The following is a 17,423-nucleotide window of genomic DNA, read 5'->3' on the forward strand; positions in this document are numbered from 1 at the left end:
CACCGTTCGGAAACGGTGCGGCCTTCGCAGAGCTCGGCTCACGCCAGCTGGTTGTTCCACATCGACAGGGCCGAACCGATCGCCATGTGCATGTCGAGGTACTGGTACGTACCCAGGCGACCGCCGAAGTACACGTCGCTCTCGCCCTTGGCCAGCTCGCGGTAGGCCAGCAGGCCGCTGCGGTCGTCGGCGGTGTTGACCGGGTAGTAGGGCTCGTCCTCGCGCGTGGCGAAGCGCGAGTACTCCCGCACCACGACCGTCTTGTCGGTCGGGTACCGGTCGGCGCGCTCCGGGTGGAAGTGCTTGAACTCGTGGATGCGCGTGTAGGGCACATCGGCATCCGCGTAATTCATCACGCTCGTGCCCTGGAAGTCGCCGATCGGCAGCACCTCCTGCTCGAAGTCGAGCGTGCGCCACGACAGCTCGCCCTCGGCGTAGTCGAAGTAACGGTCGACGGGTCCGGTGTAGACGATCGGCACCTGACCCACGGTCGCCTTCTTGTTTAGCGGCTGCGACTCGTCGAAGTAGTCGGTCGAGAGCTTGACCTCGATGTTGGGGTGATCGGCCATGCGCTCGATCCACGCGGTGTAGCCGTCGACGGGCAGGCCCTCCCACGTGTCGTTGAAGTAGCGGTTGTCGTACGTGTAGCGCACGGGCAGGCGCGAGATGACCTCGGCGGGCAGGTCCTTCGGGTCGGTCTGCCACTGCTTCGCGGTGTAGTCGCGGATGAACGCCTCGTAGAGGGGGCGGCCGATGAGGGCGATGCCCTTCTCCTCGAGGTTCGCGGCGTCTTTCGCGTCAAATTCACCCGCGAGTTCATGCACGAGGGCGCGCGCCTGGTCGGGCGTGTACGCGGCCTGGAAGAACTGGTTGATCGTGCCGAGGTTGATCGGCAGCGGGAAGACCACGCCCTTGTGCGTCGTGTACACGCGGTGCACGTAGTTGGTGAAGTCGGTGAAGCGGTTGACGTACTCCCACACCGTCGGGTTCGACGTGTGGAACAGGTGGGCGCCGTACTGGTGCACCTCGATGCCCGTCTCGGGCTCGTCCGCCGAGTAGGCGTTGCCGCCGATGTGGTGGCGACGGTCGATGACGGTCACCTTGCGGCCCGCGGCGGCGGCGCGCTCGGCGATGGTCAGGCCGTAGAAGCCGGAGCCGACGATGAGGAGATCCACGTTGTTCACTTCCCTTGCTTGCGAATATCGAACTCGTCCGTACCGGTACCGATCGTTTCGACCGGCCCCGTGTCCACGGCGGAGGTCCCGAGGGCCTCCGTCTGGGCCGGCGACGACCGAAACGAGAAGAACTTGTGCAGCGTGTACGTCGCCACGACCAGCACCACGGTGATGACGAGTTGGCTGACGAGCTTCTCCGTGGCGCTCGAGAGGCCCAGCACCCCTACCGCGAAAGCGCCGAGCGCGATGTTGGCGAGGAACGAGCCGAAGGTCACCGACGAGAACTTCACGAATTCTCGCAGCACCCGACGATCGCTGCGGAAGACGAACTTGCGCTGCAGGACGAACGAGGTGGCGTTGGAGATGAGCCAGCTCAGCGTCGTCGCCCAGATGAAGTCGCCGGGAACGGCCCAGGCGTGCAGCATCAGAAGGAACACGGTGTAGAGGCCGTACGAGAACGCCGTGTTCACGCCGCCGAAGAAGAGATACCGCACCTCGGGTCGTGCCGCCACGGCGGCGAAAAACGTCCGCACCCTCGGATTCTACAGGCCAGGGCTGAGCGCCCTCACCGGCTGCTCAGACCTCCTGGGCTATGCTCGTAAGCCGCAGCCGGTACCGCCAGCGTGTGCAACGGAAGAGGGATTCTTCCCCCGCCGTGACCGCTGCCTCGACCGACGATCTGTATCCCGAGAGGATGGGTATGAGCGCCGCGCCCCTCGTGTCCGTGGTGATTCCGGCCTACAACAACGCGAACACCATCGCCGAGACGATGAGCTCAGTGCTCTCGCAAGAAGGTGTCGACTTCGAGCTGATCGTGGCCGACCACTCGTCGTCCGACGGGACTCGAGCGGTGATGGACGAGTTCACCGACGACCCCCGCGTACAGCTTCACGACACCCCTGCCGGCGGCGGCGCCCCGCGCAACTGGAACCGCGTCACCGATCTCGCGCAGGGCACTCTGATCAAACTCGTCTGCGGCGACGACATCCTCCGCCCCGGCACCCTCGCCCGGCAGGCGGCGCTGCTGGCCGATCCGACCGTCGCCATGACGGCATGCCGACGCGACATCGTCGACGCCGAGGGGCGCACCCTGATGGCCGGCTGGGGCCTGCGTGGCATCCAGCGCCGCATGCCGGGCGCGCGCGCCGTGCGCGCCGCCGTCCGCGCGGGGTCGAACCTCTTCGGCGAACCCGCGTCGGTGATGATGCGCACGCAGGCTCTGCGCGAGGTCGGCGGCTGGTTCGGTGACTACCCCTACCTCATCGACCAGGCGACCTACTCGCGCGTCCTTCTCACCGGCGACTTCGTGCCCGACACCGAGGTCGGCGCCACGTTCCGCATGAGCGCATCGCAGTGGAGCGTCGCCCTCACCAAGGCGCAATCCGCTCAGGCGCGTGGTTTCCACCACTGGATGCGCGCACAGCACCCCGAGGTTCTCAGTCCCCTCGACCTCGTCGTCGGTGACAGCCGCGCGTGGGCGATGGCCCGTGCCCGACGATTGAGCTACAAGATCCTTGAACGGAGGATGCGATGACCGGCGCCACGCCGTTCGTGCACCGACTGTCCGTCGTCATCCCGGTGTACCAGGGAGAGAAGACGCTCTCCTCGGTGCTCGCCGAACTCGACCCGTTGACCTCCGGTTTCGTCACCCCCGACGGCCATTCGGCCGCCGTGGTCGAGGTGGTGTTGGCCTACGATCACGGTCCCGACCGATCAGCAGCTGTGATCCGCCAGCTCGACGAGACGTACGACTACGTCAAACCCGTCTGGCTGAGCCGCAACTACGGCCAGCACGCCGCGACGCTTGCGGGCATCGCCTCCTCGGGCGGCGACTGGGTCGTCACCCTCGACGAAGACGGCCAGCACGACCCCGCCGCCATGGGCTCCATGCTCGACACCGCCATGCGGGAGCGCGCCGATGTCGTCTACGCCGAGCCCACGAACAAGCCGCCGCACGGGTACTTCCGCAACACCTCCTCGCGCGTGTCGAAGCGACTGCTCGAGACGGTCTTCGCCGGCGGCAAGGCGTCCCACTTCAACAGCTACCGTCTGATCCTCGGCGAAATCGGCCGCAGCGTCGCCGCCTACTCCGGCACCGGGGTCTACCTCGACGTCGCCCTGTCCTGGGTCGCCGCCCACATCGTCACCTCTCCCGTGCGTCTGCGCGAGGAGGGCGACCGACGTTCGGGCTACTCCTACCGCCGTCTCATGGCTCACTTCTGGCGCATGATCCTCACCTCCGGGACCCGCGGACTTCGCCTGGTCACCGGAGCCGGAGTGCTCTTCGCGGTCGCCGGTGTCCTGTTCGCGATCTACCTCATGATCATGCGCTTCACCGTCGGCGACATCCCCGAAGGGTGGACCTCGCAGATGGTCCTCACCGCGCTCGGCACCGGTCTGATCCTGGTCGCCCTCGGCACGATCGCCGAATACCTCGGCGTCGCGGTGAACATGGCCATGGGCAAACCGTCGTATCTGATCGTGCGCGATCCGGATGTCGGCCCTCTCGGTCAGCAGCGTGCCGGCACCGACTAGGTGGATCATCGGCCGGGGCCTGCTCGGCTCGGCCATCGAGCGCAGCCGACCCGATGCCGCGTTCTCCGTCGCCGTCGACTGGTCCTCCACCGAGGCGACACTGTCGAGCCTGAGCGCCGGCCTCGACGAATTCCTGGCTCTCGCCGGCGACGGCGACTGGGAGATCTACTGGAGCGCCGGGCGCGGCGTGACCTCCACCCCGCGTGAGGTCATGATGCGCGAGGCCGAGGTGTTCGAGCAGTTCCTCGCGCTCGCCGACGAGCGCCTCCCCCGCGACGGACGAGGCTCGTTCTTCCTCGGGTCGAGCGTCGGCGGCGCGTACGCGGGAAACGAGCACCCGCCGTTCACCGAGACGACGCCGACAGCGCCCCTCTCGGCGTACGGCGAGGCCAAGCTGCGCATGGAAGCCGCCCTGACCGCCGCGATCGCGCGAAGCGGTCGTCGGGCTTTCATCGCGCGAGTGACCAACCTCTACGGGCCCGGTCAGGACATGGCGAAGGGACAGGGCCTGATCTCGGCGATCGTGGGCGGATACGTCACCGGCCGACCCATCTCCGTGTACGTGTCGCTGGACACGCTGCGCGACTACATCTTCGTCGACGACTGCGGCCGCGTGATCGCTGCGGCGATGGATCGTGTGCGCTCCCAACCCGCGGGCACGGTCGTGACGAAGATCGTCGGCTCGATGCGGGCACTGTCGATCGGGGCGCTGCTCGGCGAGATCGCTCGTCTGCGCCGCCGGCCCGTCGCCCTCGTGCTCGGCCAGGGCGACGCGCGGGGTCAGTCGCTCGACCTGCGCGTCCGCTCCACGGTGTGGACCGACCTGGACGCCCTCGCCTCGACGACCCTCCCCGAGGGACTCGGGGTCGTCTACCAGGCGCAATTGCGCGCCCACATGATCAGCGGGCGCTGAGCTCCTCTCGGCGCCGCGCGATCGCCGTCCAGACGGCGTAGCCGATGGCGAGCACGCCGGCCACCCCGGCCGCACCCAGCTCCACGCCCCAGCCGGGGGGTGAGAACTGTACGGTGACCGTCTGACCCACCTGAGTCGCGTCCACCTCGGCCGTCAGGAGGAATCCTCGCTCGGGGTCGGCCAAAGACGCTCCGGATGCCGAGTACCCCGGCCACGCGAGACGGCTGAGCACCACATCGCCGCCGTCCGTCGGGGCGGCGTCCACACGGAAGCTCACACTCGTGGCATCCGAGACGACGTCCGACACCGACACGCCCGCTCCGGTTCGCACCACACCGCCCGCCCGCTCGACGGGGTCGATGCGATGCAGCGTCCAGGTGAAGTCCCCCTCTTCGACGCGCCATCCCTCGGGAGCCGCGACGGAGGTGAGATCGGGGCCCTTGATCACGATGACGGTGTTCAGAGCCATATCGTCCGCGATGGTCGCGCCGCCGTCGTCTGCGGCGAACAGCGTCTCGAACGCGTCGGAGCACGTCCAGCCCCGCAGGTCGACGCAGAGCTCCTGCGCGTACTTCGTGAAGGGCAGCACGGTGTATACCGACGCGACATCCTTGCCCGTCGTGTACCAGAGGTTCGCGATGAGCGACTCCCGATAGGCGCGGGGATCGCGCTGCAACGAGTAGACGTCGCCGACGACGAAGATGCCGTCGGACATCTCCGCGGTCACGTCCTTCATCGCGCTCACCGACGACGGCACGTTGAAATTTCCGAGCGGGCTGGTCGGATATCTGTTGATCTGCGGGATGAGCACGACGAGCGAAGCGATCAGCAACCAGGCGCCGGCCACCTTCGCTCCTCGCGCCCCCAGCCGGGGCCACAACAGCGCTCCGAGCATCACGACCTGCAAGAGAGTGGCCACCGCGACGATCCGCCACGATGCGGGCTGAGCCGCCCACGACAGCCAGCCCGCGAGAACCATCGCCCCCGCCGCGACGGCCACCCGTCGCGCCGACACGACGCGCGGCCAGCCACGCGAGAAGATCACCGCGATGCACACGGCGATCGCCAGCACCGCATACGGCATCATGCGCGCCGGGTAGCGCAGCGGTCCGATGACGCTGGGGCCGACGACCAAGGCGATCGTGACGATGAGGACCACGAGCGGAACGCGCAGCGACGACAGAGACCGCCGCCACCCGCTGCTGGCCAGGACGAGGAGCGGGAGCAGCCACGTGACGTACGCGAGGGGGACGGGGAGCAGGTCGCCCCAATAGCCCCGCACGGAGCTGACCGCGGTGGTGATCGACGACGTCGCGAGGTCGCCGATGTCCATGTTGAGGAACTGGTCGTTCAGGATGTCCGATCCCGAGCGCTGTGTGACGGGTGCCGTCAGAATGCCAGGGAGGTAGACGAAGACCGCGAGCAGCGCCGGAACCGCTCCGAGAAGGACGATACGCAGCGCGCGTCGGCCATCTCTGGCGATCAGGGCGAACGCGAGGAATGCCAGAAGCACCGCGGCGATCTCGAGCACCGCGAACACGTAGCCGATCGTCACCAGCAGGTAGGCGAACACGAAGTACGGGATCGGGCTCATGCCGTCGTCGAGGTGCCTCTTCAACGCCCACCAGAGGAACGCGAACAGGGCCACCGTCTGCAGGCCCGTGACCCACGACGGCGCATCCATGAAGATGGTCTGCCCGCCCGCCGTGGCCGTGAAACCCGCCAGGGCCGCCCACTGCGGCCGGGCGCCATAGGCCCGGGCCAGCAGGAACGCCCCGACGCACAGGCCGACGAGGAAAGCCACCTTGACGGCGGTGACCGCCAGGGTCGCCCCGTCCTGCACGTGCATGATCAGGGCGACGAGCCAGGTGAGCGGATTCCAGACACCCCACTGCCCCTCGGCGAGATAGTTGCCGCCCTGCCACGATCCGGGCGACAGGATCGGCAGCTCGCCACGGAGAAGATGCGACCCCAGTCCGTACCACTGCCCGAACGCCCCGAGTTGGGTGTCATCCCAGAAGAGGAATCGCGGTTCCTTCACGAGACGGGCGGCGATCATCGCCAGGACGGCGAGCACGCTCGCGATCAGCCAGAAACCGGGGCGCCCCCCGGAGCGCGCGGTCTCCGATGTCGCGGCGGGAACTTCGGTGACGGATGACGGAGGGCGCTGCACCGTTCGAGGGTACCTGCTGACCCTGGTCGCTCAGCAAAGCCTTCTAGACTCGGCCGAATGCCGCGCACTCGCCGACTCGCCCGTTGGAAACCTGTCGTCGCCGCGGTGGTGACCGCGCTGGCCACCGTCGCCCTGCAGCAGTTCGGCCAACTTCGAGCGGGCATCAATCCCCTCACGCACCTGCGCACAGAGTTCTGGCACGACCAGCTGGGCTACCTCTCCATCGCGGCCGACGTCGCGCACGGACACTTCGACAACACCGAACCCGTGACCATGACCGGGATCAGCTACTACCCGCGGTTCTACTACAGCAGTGTCGGTTTCCTCGCCCGCATCACGGGTCTTCCCACCGTCGTGTCATGGAACCTCACCTCGTTCACCCTGCAGTTCCTCGCCGTCTTGTGCATCGCCCTGGTCGCCGCCGGACTCTCGCGCCGGTGGTGGGTCGCTTTCGCCGCCGGTCTGCCGTTCTTCACCGGAACGTTCGCCTACATGATCGCCGGACGGGAGGGGGCCTGGTACACCCTGCTCGAAGCACACGCCGTCATGTGGGGCCCGTATGGCGTCCTGTTCTCCAACAACGCCGAGACGGCGGGCCTGTGCGTCGGCCTGATGGCTCTGAGCGGCCTGGTGTGGGTCTGGCGCCCCGGCGGCCCGACCCGCGCGCGCGTGATCGTCACCGTGCTCGCTTCGGCGGCCATCGGCATGCTGTCGAGCTTCCAGACCTATTCCTTCCTCGCCTTCGCGTACGTCGGTGCGTTCTCCGCGGCGATCGCGGCCATCCTCGCGGCTCGTCGCCGTGTGCTCCTCATCGTCGCGACCCTCGCGCTGATCGTCGTGGTCTTCGCCGTGGGGCCGCTCCTCGCCGACCGCGTCGGTCAGCTGCCCACTCTGATGTTCGGCATGCTCCCCGCCCTGCCGGGCCTCGTCCTGGCGATCATCCGCTCGCGCGGGCTGGTCGCTCTGGCGGGCGTGGTCGCCGTCGGTGCCGCCCTGCCGCAGGTTCTGTACACGATGATCGGAGCCCTGAGCGGAGATCCGTTCCTCACCTATCGGGTCGCGTCGAACAATCAGTTGGGAATCGTGAGCTGGCAGGCACTCGGCGGAGCCTCCGTCGTGATCGTGGGTCTCGTCGGCGTTCTGATCGTGAGCGCGATGGCACGCGACCGCTTCGCCGCCGTCATCTCGTCGACGGCACTCATCGTCTTGCCGTTCCTCGCGGTGAACGACGTCTGGGGAGCGAACGCCGAGCCGTACCGCTTCTGGATCGAGGGCATCCTGCTCGGGGGTGTCGCCGTCGTGATCGGCATCGCGCGTCTCGCCCACGTGCTGCGTCCGGTCCGCTCGACGGTCGCCGAGAACGCGGGCCGGCGGGCACGCCGCGCACAGCGAGCCGATGCCCGCAACGTCCCCGCCACGATCGCCCTCGGCGCCACCGTCGCGGTCACCGCGGCGCTCTGGGGCGCCGCTCTTCCGGATTGGCGCAATTCTCTGGATGACCAGCAGATGCAAGCGGCCTGGAACCCTTACACAGAGCGCGAGAACGCGGCATCCGACCTCGCCCGCGAGGGATCCCAGACCTCCGCGACCGGTCTCGTCACCACCGAACGCTGCATCGACAACCGCACCGTCAAGGCGAACTCCGGAGCACCGATCGCCAACTACCACCTCGGGATGGCGTGGCCCGATCATCGCGACGCGATCGACGCCATCATCGAGGCCCGCGATACGGAGGCGCTCGACTTCGACGCCATGCGCGAGAGCAACACGGTGTGGGTGCTCACCGATTCGAGCTGCGACTCGGAGTGGTCGACCCGGTACGCCGACCGGCTCGAACGCGTCGACGCGAGGGACTACCGCATCGCGCCGGGCGAGTCGATCGACGCCGGCGTCTCGCAGGACGGCACGATCACCCTCTGGCGGGTCCGCGGCTGACGTCGGGGCGGCCGTCAGCCCCTACCGCGAGCACCCTCCGGCGGGTCCGCGACCGACGTCGCGGAACCCCGCCGGCATCGTCACCGCGAGATCGGGGCGCCGACGGGAATGGCCTTGAGCGCCTCGCGCGACAGGGTCAGAATGCGCGGTGCGGTGCCGCCGTTGAGGGAGACGAGGGCATCCCACGAGGTGACGCGGTGCAGGCTTCCGCTGCGTGCGACCAGGACGTCGGGAGAAGCGCTGGTCTTCACCGCGACGACCGGGAGTGAACGTCCGGTGGATACGTCCAGCGCGCCGCACGCGCCCGGCTCGAGATCGGTCATGGTGAACCCGCGGGCGGCGGTCGTCGCGATCGGCCACAACCGGCCCTCGGCGGCGATGTACCGCTTGCCGTCGCAACGGATCCACGAGCTCAGTGCCGCGCCCTTCTTGAGTGAGGCCGCCTGACTGGCGGAGAGGACCTGGTAGTCGAGGGCGATTCCGAGATCGCTCGCGAGACCGGCGCTCGGGATCCACGACACCCGCGCATCGCCGCCGAACAGCAGCTCGGGCGATGAAGGCGACTTCACGACCATTCCCGTCACGATCGGCGCGCCTGCAGGCACGGCCTGACGGATGCCGGCGGCCAGGGTCGTGATCGAGGGCGTGGACCCGCCGTTGTGTGCCACGAGCGCAGCCCACGTCACGGCGGAGCGGCGCTTACCCTGCTCCAGAACGAACACGTCGGCGCTGTCGGCGACCTTGACGGCGACGTCACCCACGATCGACCCGTCTCGGACGGAGAACTGCGCACAGGTGGCTGCGGTCGCTTTCATCGCCGTGATACCGGTGCGGGCGGGGTTCGCGATTCGGTTCAGCCAGCCCGCCGCCGGGAGGTACGTGTTCGCGCCGCACGACAGCAGCGGTGAGACGGTTCCGGATGCCGTGTAGCCCTTGAGGTCGGCGGCTGCGACCACGGCGACGTCCGCGGGTCCGCGGTTGTAGTCCGCCACGCTCGCGAAGCTCGGAACGCGCACCATCTTCGAGAAATCGAGCGTCATGTAGACACGCGAGTCGTTGGAGGCTCGAACGAGCTGCGCCGGGGCGAACAGCATCGGGCGCTTGGGGGCCGCCGCGTAGAGATCGGTGTTCAGGTAAGGGGCGTACGGAGTCGTGCTCACGTCGCCCGCCGACGCGCGGACGGCCGCGAGGTTGTACAGCGGCGTGACAGCGCGTCCCCCGGCCTCGAACCGCCCCCATCCGTCGGTCCCGCGCACGCGGAAGTAGGCGCCCACGGCAGGTCCGGCCGCCGCGCGCTTGACCAGGGCCGACGAGACGTCGACCGGAGCCGAGCACGATCCACCCAGATCCGCCACCGCCTCGCAGCTCGTGATGAGGTGGCGCTGACCGTCTTGGATCAGGTAGATGTCGCCGGCGGTCGAGTCTCGCAGGATGGCGCCTGCCGCGCCGGAGTACTGCGCCGCCGTGATGTAAGACGAAGGGACGACGGATGCCGCTCCGTAGACGCGGGACAGCTCGCGATAGTCCTCGTCGTTCCCGATCGACCAGCGCCGGCCGCCGTTGATCAACCAGACGGTGTCGTCGGTCGAGAGCTTCACGAGCGTGGTCCGTGCGATCTGCGTGCTACCGAACCAGTCGGTGAAGAAGCTGTAGAAGTTGCGGTTCCCGTATGCGCTGCACGAGTCGCCGGTGCCGTACCCGGCGCGCAGCGCAGCAGCGTTCGGCTGGTAGGGCGTGTAGTAGTAGAGGTTGGCCGTGGCCTGGTTCTCGATGTACACCGGAGCCGACCCGCACGAGACGTTCGGGTGGTAGCGGACGTTCCACGTCTTTCCGGGCGCGTAGTACGTGAAGTACTTATTGGCCGAGTAGATCTTCATCTGCCGAGCAGCGCCGTAGACCTGGTTGTAGAAGCCGTAGTAGCGGGTGTCGCACGCCGCCGTATCAGGGCACCCCTGCCCCATCGCGATCAGGTACTGGTTCGTGGACGGCCAGGTGGAGGTCACCAGGGATTGCTCCTTCTCGAGCATCACCATGAGGACCTGCGGGTTGATGCCGCACGCGTCAGCCACCTTCGCGATGATGCGCGCAGCGGTCTCTGCGGAGCCCCCCTGATACGCAGCGCAGTAGCTGTCGGCGCCACGGCTGAAGGTGTCCTGTCGAAAGTCCTTAAGGCAGGTGTAACCCGACTGGCAACGCGCGACCTTGCCGCGCAGGAATGTATCGATCTGCGTTTCGCTCATCGACGCCGAATCGAAGAACACCTCGTCGATGATGATGTTGCCCGGGCGGAACTGGCTGAGATCGGCCACGGCCATGACTCTCGACTGCGCCTCGAGGGGCTCGGGAGCGGGAGCGACGGCCTCGGGGGTCGGCGCGGCGGAGGCGGTCGGCTGGGGAGTCTGCAGAGGGGCTTGCGGTGTCGGGGTGGCTGAGGGAGTCGCGCTCGGAGTGGCGGACGCCGACGGGACGGGCGTGGGAGTCGGCGACGCGGAAGGCGAGGACGACGAGGGCCCGGGGGTCGGGGCGACGGAGGCGAAAGCGGCTGGGGCTCCCGCCACCAGCGAGACGATCAGGGTGGTCGTCGCCAGGGAGGCCGTCAGCGTGCGCGCGGCCAGGCCAGCGAATCGTCCAGTCACCGCCCCATTGTGGCTGATGAGACACGCGAATACCAGCGAGACTTATGTGACGCAAGTGGAGAAGGTGAAAATCGCCGACGACTTCGCGACGCCGTCGGAGCCGCGCAACGACCTATGGCACGATTGACGCGTGAAGGGCATCATTCTCGCCGGGGGTTCCGGCACGCGTCTGCATCCGATCACTTTGGGCGTGTCGAAGCAGTTGATCCCGGTGTACGACAAGCCGATGGTCTACTACCCGTTGTCGACGTTGATGCTCGCCGGCATCCGCGACATTCTGGTGATCACGACTCCGCATGATGCGCCGTTCTTCGAGCGGCTGCTCGGCGACGGATCGCAGTTCGGGGTGAACCTGCAGTTCGCGCAGCAACCCTCCCCCGATGGGTTGGCGCAGGCGTTCACGATCGGTGCGGACTTCATCGGCGATGACAAGGTCGCCCTCGTCCTGGGCGACAACCTTCTGTACGGTCCCGGCCTGGGCACGCAGCTCAAGCGCTATGCCGACGTCGACGGTGGGGCGGTGTTCGCGTACTGGGTGGCGGAGCCGTCCGCGTACGGGGTGGTCGAGTTCGACGATGACGGTAAGGCGGTCTCCCTGGAGGAGAAGCCCGCGGCCCCGAAGTCGAACTACGCCGTCCCGGGGTTGTATTTCTACGACAACGACGTGATCGACATCGCCCGCAACCTCGCTCCTTCTCCCCGGGGCGAGTACGAGATCACGGACATCAACGCCGAGTACCTGCGCCGCGGCAAGCTCCAGGTCGAGGTCCTCCCCCGCGGGACGGCGTGGCTGGACACGGGCACGTTCGATCAGATGACCGATGCCGCGGATTATGTCCGCACGATGGAGCGGCGCACGGGGCTTCGGATCGGGGTGCCGGAGGAGGTCGCGTGGCGGCAGGGGTTCCTCACCGATGACGAGGTCGCCGAGCGTGCGCACAAGCTGGTGAAGTCCGGGTACGGGTCGTACCTGCTGGAGATTTTGGAAAGAGGCCGCTGATGGCGCACCTTCTCGTCACCGGCGGCGCCGGGTTCATCGGATCCAACTTCGTCCACCACGTCGTGGAGCACACCGATCACACCGTGACGGTGCTGGACAAGCTCACCTACGCCGGCAACGAAGCCTCCCTCGCCGGACTCCCCGCCGAGCGGGTGCGCCTGGTGGTGGGCGACATCGCCGACGCCTCTGTCGTGGATCCCCTCGTCGCGGAGGCGGACGCGGTGGTGCACTACGCCGCCGAGTCGCACAACGACAACTCCCTGCACGACCCGCGTCCGTTCCTGGACACCAACATCATCGGCACCTACACCCTGCTGGAAGCCGCGCGCCGTCACGAGACGCGGTTCCATCACATCTCCACCGACGAGGTCTACGGCGACCTCGAACTCGATGACCCGGCCCGTTTCACCGAGCAGACCCCGTACAACCCCTCCTCCCCGTACTCATCCACCAAGGCGGGGTCGGATCTGCTGGTGCGGGCGTGGGTGCGTTCCTTCGGGGTCCGCGCGACGATCAGCAACTGCTCCAACAACTACGGCCCCTACCAGCACGTGGAGAAGTTCATCCCCCGCCAGATCACCAACGTGCTGCGCGGCATCCGCCCGAAGCTGTACGGCACGGGCGAGAACGTGCGCGACTGGATCCACGCGGACGACCACTCCTCCGCCGTGCTCACCATCCTCGACAAAGGTCGGATCGGTGAGACCTACCTCATCGGTGCGGACGGGGAGAAAGACAACAAGAGCGTCGTGGAGATGATCCTGCAGATCACCGGGCACCCCGCCGATGCGTACGACCTGGTCACCGACCGTCCCGGTCACGACCTGCGCTACGCGATCGACTCCACCAAACTGCGCACCGAACTGGGATGGACCCCCACCTACGGCGACTTCGCGTCGGGTCTTGCCGCGACCATCGACTGGTACCGCGACAACGAAGCCTGGTGGGCCCCCGCCAAAGACGGCGTCGAAGCCTTCTACGCCAGCAAGGGGCAGTGACGCCGGTGACCGCATTCGGCAACGAGCTGAACGTCCGCGCCACCGCAATACCCGGGCTGCTGGTCGTCGACCTTCCCGTCCACGGCGATTCCCGCGGCTGGTTCAAAGAGAACTGGCAACGCGAGAAGATGACCGCCCTCGGTCTGCGCGACTTCCGCCCGGTGCAGAACAACATCTCCTTCAACGACGCCGTCGGCACCACCCGCGGCATCCACGCCGAACCCTGGGACAAATACGTCTCCGTCGCCACCGGACGCGTCTTCGCCGCCTGGGTCGACCTGAGAGAAGGACCCACCTTCGGAACGACCTTCGCCACCACCATCGACCCCGGCACAGCCGTGTTCGTACCGCGCGGCGTCGGAAACTCGTACCAGACCCTCGAGCCCGACACGGCCTACACCTACCTCGTCACCGACCACTGGTCACCCGACGCGACCTACACCTTCCTCAACCTCGCCGACGAAACCGCCGCCATCGACTGGCCCATCCCCCTCGCCGACGCCGAGATGAGCGCGAAAGACCTCGCACACCCGCGGCTGGCCGATGTCGTCGCCATGCCCGCGCGGCGCACTCTCGTGCTCGGAGCGAACGGACAGGTGGGCCAGGCGCTGCGCGCCGTGTACGGTGACGACCCGTCCGTCGAGTTCGCCACGCGTGCAGACCTCGACCTGTCCGGAGCCGATCTCGCCACCGCACGCCATTGGCGCGACTACTCCGCGATCATCAACGCAGCGGCGTACACCGCCGTCGACGAAGCCGAGACGCCCACCGGTCGCGCGGACGCCTGGCAGGCCAACGCAGCCGGCGTCGCGCGTCTGGCCGCGGTCGCTGCCGAGAACGACCTCACGCTGGTGCACATCTCGAGCGACTACGTCTTCGACGGGGCCGCCGACGGGCTCTACGACGAGTCCCATCCGTTCAGCCCCCTCGGCGTCTACGGTCAGAGCAAGGCCGCCGGCGACCTCGCCGCCGCGACGGCCCCCCGTCACTACATCGTGCGATCGAGCTGGGTCGTCGGTGGCGGCCGCAACTTCGTCAGCATCATGGCCGATCTCGCCCGCCGAGGCGTCTCCCCCCGAGTGGTGGCAGACCAGCGGGGCAGACTGACGTTCGCCGACGACATCGCCGCCGGCATCCGGCACCTTCGCGACTCGAACGCCGCATACGGGACGTACAACCTCTCGAGCAGCGGCGAGGTCGTGAGCTGGGCCGACATCGCCCGCGAGGTCTACCGCATCGTCGGCGCCGATCCGTCCAACGTGATCGACACCACGACGGCGGAGTACTTCGCCGACAGCGACCGCCCGATCTCCCCGCGACCCGCGAACAGCGGCCTCGACCTGGGCAAGATCGGGGCCGCCGGATTCGAGCCGGTCGACGGACTCAGCGGGCTGCGGGCGTACCTCGCGCCGTGAGTCCCCCCGGGGCGGTCGTCAGACCTCCTCGAGCTCCTCGCGCTGCGGGCGACGTTCGGGGTACTCGATCTTCGGGTTGAACCCGATGCCCGCGAACAGGCGTCCGAGCAGCTTGGCCCGCAGGGGCAGGGAGACACGTCCGCGGTGCAGGCTGACGAACAGGCGCGCACCGAACTCGAGGAAGTACAGCAGGCCGCGGTGGTGCAGCTGGTACGACGCCTCGTTGCGCACGCCGTACGCGAACTTCCACACGCTCTTGGCATCCACCATGCTGAAGTTCACACCGCGGTTCTCCCCCATGTCGTGCACGACGACGCTGTCCATGACCTGCACGCCCGGGCACCGCCGCGTCAGGCGCAGGGTGTACTCGCGGTCGTCGAACCAGATGAAGTAGTCGCGGTACGGCAGGCCGTACTCCGCGATCGCCCAGCGCGGGATGAGCACGCTGACGAACGAGCAGGCCGTGACCATGACGTTCGACTGCCCCTTGACCAGCAGACGCGCCCAGTCCCACGTGGGGACGGGGTTGTTCATCTCGCAGATGTTGCCGTCGATGTACTCGACGACCGAGCACGCGAACGGAACATCGCCGCCGAGCTCCGCCACCGACTGCTCGAACCCGCGCACGAGCGCCTCCAGCGCCTCTGGGCGCGGGTAGCAGTCGTCGTCCATGATCCACACGTGGTCGGCGCCCGAGGCGTACCCGTGCACCATGCCCTCGGCGAAGCCGCCGGCTCCGCCGGAGTTCGTCGACATCGTCACGACCTCGTAGGGCAGCGTCCACTCGCGCTCGAGCAGGTACGCCGCGGTGCCGTCGGTCGAGGCGTTGTCGATGACGAACACCTTCGCGGGTGCGTGCGTCTGCGCCTCGAGCGAGGCGAGCACAGTCTTCAGCTTCTCGAGTCGGTTGAACGTGACCACGACTGCGGCGACCGTCACCATGAGCCCACCTCCTGTGCGAACCAGCTGCTCGCCGTCTGGGCGGCCAGGAGCCGCTTCTCTGCTTCTCGTTCGTCCGTCCACAGCTGGCGGCGCGCGTCTTCGTCGGCGGCGAGCCAGCGCACCTTGTCGGCGAGACCCGCCACGGCGCGGTGGACGTTGCGCGGCACGAGGGCGCGCGCGGGGACCAGGTCGGACTGCGCACCCACGTCGGTGGACACCACCGGCACGCCGTGCGAGATCGCCTCGAGCGTGGTGAGGGTCAGTCCCTCGTTGTGGGAGGTGACCACGAGCAGGTCGCTCTCGGCGAGGGTGTCGTCGACGGGCACGCGGGAGGAGCGCCGCTCGATGCGGTCGACCAGGCCCTCGTTGCGGATGATGTCGTCGATCCAGGCCGACATGTCGCCGTCTCCGTGCAGGATGAAGCGCATCTGCGCGGCGGCGTCGCCGAGGCGGTTGACCATCTCGACGAAGACCTCGGGGGCCTTCTGCCGCGCCGTGCGTCCCACGAAGGCCACGGTGAAGGGGGTGCCGTCGCGGCGCGGGCGGAACTGCGCGTCGCCGGGGGCGACGGTGAGGCCGCCGAGGGGCGCCATGACCACCTTCGAGGCGGGCACGCCCTGCACCTGCGTCATCCACCGCTTCAGCGACGGGGAGATGACGTGGTGCGCGGTGATGACGCCGTCGACCATCACGCTCGAGACGGGGAAGCCGCCGCCGCGGTACTCGATCACGTGCGTCGAGTCGATGATGGGGATGTCGGGGCGCGAGCGCCGGATCCAGTGCAGGCGGTCGTACAGCCACTGGTTGTGGTGCACCACGACGCCGCGGATGTCGAACGAGCGCAGCAGACCGCGCAGCAGCTGCTCGACGCCGGGCGTCTGCGAGCGGGCGATGTGCTCGGAGAAGGGGATGATGACGGCGCCGTCGAGCTCGGCGCGCGTGATCCACGGCTGGTGGGAGTCGCGACCGCTGATCACGATGGGGAGGAAGCCCGCTTCGCGCACCAGTCGGATGGTCTCGAACGCCCAGCGCTCGGCGCCGCCGAGTTCGAACCAGTGGATGCCGATCAGGACGGCGGGGATGGCCCCCTCTTCGGCGGGCCCGACCGGCACGATCTCGCTCGTGGCGTGATGGCCCTTGCCGGTGAACTCCTTGTCGTACTGGCGACGGGCGGCCGGCTTGGCGTAGCTGCGGCGGTGGCGCAGCAGCTCGAGGTCGCGCGCCTCATCGTAGAGCAGAGGGGTGCGGGCGCGCACAGCGCGCAGCACGCGACGCAGCGGATCGCGGGCGAGGTGGCGGGGCGGGTCGAAGTCGAGGGCGGCGTCGCTCGAGACGTAGAGGTGGCGCTGCGGCAGATCGATCATCGCGTCGGCGACGGCCTCGGCGCGGATGTGCCGGCGGTCTTCGGGCTCGACGGTGCTGCGGAAGCGCAGACTGTAGAGGCGCTTGCGGAAGATGCGCGACAGACCGTCGAAGGTGGCGTCGTCGGTCGTGCGCGGCTCGAGCTCCCACGTGCCGTCGTAGACGTGCGCGTCGATCTCGCGACCCGGGGCGGTGAGAGCGTGGAAGTTCAGCGCTCCGACCAGCAGTCGACGCTCTCGTTCCGACAGCTCGGTGGGCACGTCCGCCTCCGCCGTCAGCTGGAAGAGAGCCGGTTGGCCCAGGACGCTTTCGAGTTTCACAGCGAGGAGAGTTCTTTCT

Annotated in this window: 13 protein-coding genes; 7 read left to right on the top strand and 6 right to left on the bottom strand. The window is 68.1% G+C overall.

Translation table 11 applies throughout. The features are described 5' to 3' along the window. Positions 1-38: 38 nt before the first annotated feature. Together glf and M3667_RS02495 are read right to left on the bottom strand one after the other, a co-directional pair. Positions 39-1,175, bottom strand: coding sequence for a UDP-galactopyranose mutase (glf, locus tag M3667_RS02490; protein WP_251504469.1), 1,137 nt, complete (start codon positions 1,173-1,175; stop codon positions 39-41). Positions 1,176-1,180: 5 nt separating this feature from the next. Further along, positions 1,181-1,708, bottom strand: coding sequence for a GtrA family protein (locus tag M3667_RS02495; RefSeq protein WP_251504471.1), 528 nt, complete (start codon positions 1,706-1,708; stop codon positions 1,181-1,183). Between the two features lie 167 nt (positions 1,709-1,875). On the opposite strand from M3667_RS02495, the gene M3667_RS02500 reads away from it, so the two are divergent. Genes M3667_RS02500 through M3667_RS02510 form a run of 3 tightly spaced genes read left to right on the top strand, consistent with a single transcriptional unit; the run spans position 1,876 to position 4,623 of the window. Next, the gene (locus M3667_RS02500; protein WP_251504473.1) at positions 1,876-2,709 is read left to right on the top strand and encodes a glycosyltransferase family A protein; all 834 of its coding nucleotides are present in this window, start codon (positions 1,876-1,878) and stop codon (positions 2,707-2,709) included. Then, positions 2,706-3,710 carry a glycosyltransferase gene (locus M3667_RS02505; protein ID WP_251504474.1) on the top strand — a complete coding sequence of 335 codons (1,005 nt, stop codon included), beginning with the start codon at positions 2,706-2,708 and terminating at the stop codon, positions 3,708-3,710. The genes M3667_RS02500 and M3667_RS02505 overlap by 4 nt, the downstream gene beginning before the upstream one ends. Next, entirely contained in the window at positions 3,670-4,623 is a 954-nt protein-coding gene (locus tag M3667_RS02510; protein WP_251504477.1) for an NAD(P)-dependent oxidoreductase, read from the top strand. The genes M3667_RS02505 and M3667_RS02510 overlap by 41 nt, the downstream gene beginning before the upstream one ends. Here the strand turns inward: M3667_RS02510 and M3667_RS02515 are convergent. Next, entirely contained in the window at positions 4,610-6,796 is a 2,187-nt protein-coding gene (locus M3667_RS02515; RefSeq protein WP_251504480.1) for a hypothetical protein, read from the bottom strand. The two genes, M3667_RS02510 and M3667_RS02515, sit on opposite strands and share 14 nt — an antisense overlap. 57 nt (positions 6,797-6,853) lie before the next feature. On the opposite strand from M3667_RS02515, the gene M3667_RS02520 reads away from it, so the two are divergent. Next, a complete protein-coding gene (locus tag M3667_RS02520) occupies positions 6,854-8,731 on the top strand; it encodes a hypothetical protein (protein WP_251504483.1) in 1,878 nt (625 codons plus the stop codon). Between the two features lie 80 nt (positions 8,732-8,811). On the opposite strand, the gene M3667_RS02525 is transcribed toward M3667_RS02520, so the two are convergent. Further along, positions 8,812-11,367 carry a hypothetical protein gene (locus M3667_RS02525; protein WP_251504486.1) on the bottom strand — a complete coding sequence of 852 codons (2,556 nt, stop codon included), beginning with the start codon at positions 11,365-11,367 and terminating at the stop codon, positions 8,812-8,814. 130 nt (positions 11,368-11,497) lie between these two features. Between M3667_RS02525 and rfbA the strand changes: the two genes are divergently transcribed. The 3 genes from rfbA to M3667_RS02540 are packed head-to-tail and all read left to right on the top strand — an operon-like array spanning position 11,498 to position 14,780. After that, positions 11,498-12,367, top strand: coding sequence for a glucose-1-phosphate thymidylyltransferase RfbA (rfbA, locus tag M3667_RS02530; RefSeq protein ID WP_251504489.1), 870 nt, complete (start codon positions 11,498-11,500; stop codon positions 12,365-12,367). Next, complete coding sequence (gene rfbB, locus M3667_RS02535) at positions 12,367-13,365, top strand: dTDP-glucose 4,6-dehydratase (RefSeq protein ID WP_251504492.1); 999 nt, start codon at positions 12,367-12,369, stop codon at positions 13,363-13,365. Before rfbA ends, rfbB begins: the two co-directional genes overlap by 1 nt. 5 nt (positions 13,366-13,370) lie before the next feature. Next, positions 13,371-14,780: a bifunctional dTDP-4-dehydrorhamnose 3,5-epimerase family protein/NAD(P)-dependent oxidoreductase gene (locus tag M3667_RS02540; protein WP_251505056.1), complete on the top strand. Its 1,410-nt coding sequence runs from the start codon at positions 13,371-13,373 to the stop codon at positions 14,778-14,780. Positions 14,781-14,798: 18 nt separating this feature from the next. Here M3667_RS02540 and M3667_RS02545 read toward each other — a convergent pair whose 3' ends face one another. Both M3667_RS02545 and M3667_RS16945 read right to left on the bottom strand, forming a co-directional pair. Then, positions 14,799-15,722, bottom strand: a complete 924-nt coding sequence (locus M3667_RS02545) for a glycosyltransferase family 2 protein (RefSeq protein WP_251504495.1) — start codon at positions 15,720-15,722, stop codon at positions 14,799-14,801. After that, positions 15,716-17,404, bottom strand: coding sequence for a glycosyltransferase (locus tag M3667_RS16945; protein ID WP_251504498.1), 1,689 nt, complete (start codon positions 17,402-17,404; stop codon positions 15,716-15,718). Before M3667_RS16945 ends, M3667_RS02545 begins: the two co-directional genes overlap by 7 nt. Positions 17,405-17,423 lie beyond the last annotated feature (19 nt).

It is taken from the genome of Microbacterium sp. P26 (assembly GCF_023712585.1).
In the GTDB taxonomy this organism is placed as follows: domain Bacteria; phylum Actinomycetota; class Actinomycetes; order Actinomycetales; family Microbacteriaceae; genus Microbacterium; species Microbacterium algihabitans_A.

Excerpts from the sequence above, each read along its gene's own strand:
- M3667_RS02500 (WP_251504473.1), top strand. The coding sequence starts at position 1,876 with ATGAGCGCCGCGCCCCTCGTGTCCGTGGTGATTCCGGCCTACAACAAC.
- M3667_RS02520 (WP_251504483.1), top strand. The coding sequence starts at position 6,854 with ATGCCGCGCACTCGCCGACTCGCCCGTTGGAAACCTGTCGTCGCCGCG.
- rfbB (WP_251504492.1), top strand. The coding sequence starts at position 12,367 with ATGGCGCACCTTCTCGTCACCGGCGGCGCCGGGTTCATCGGATCCAAC.
- M3667_RS02505 (WP_251504474.1), top strand. The coding sequence starts at position 2,706 with ATGACCGGCGCCACGCCGTTCGTGCACCGACTGTCCGTCGTCATCCCG.
- M3667_RS02545 (WP_251504495.1), bottom strand. The coding sequence starts at position 15,722 with ATGGTGACGGTCGCCGCAGTCGTGGTCACGTTCAACCGACTCGAGAAG.
- M3667_RS02510 (WP_251504477.1), top strand. The coding sequence starts at position 3,670 with ATGTCGGCCCTCTCGGTCAGCAGCGTGCCGGCACCGACTAGGTGGATC.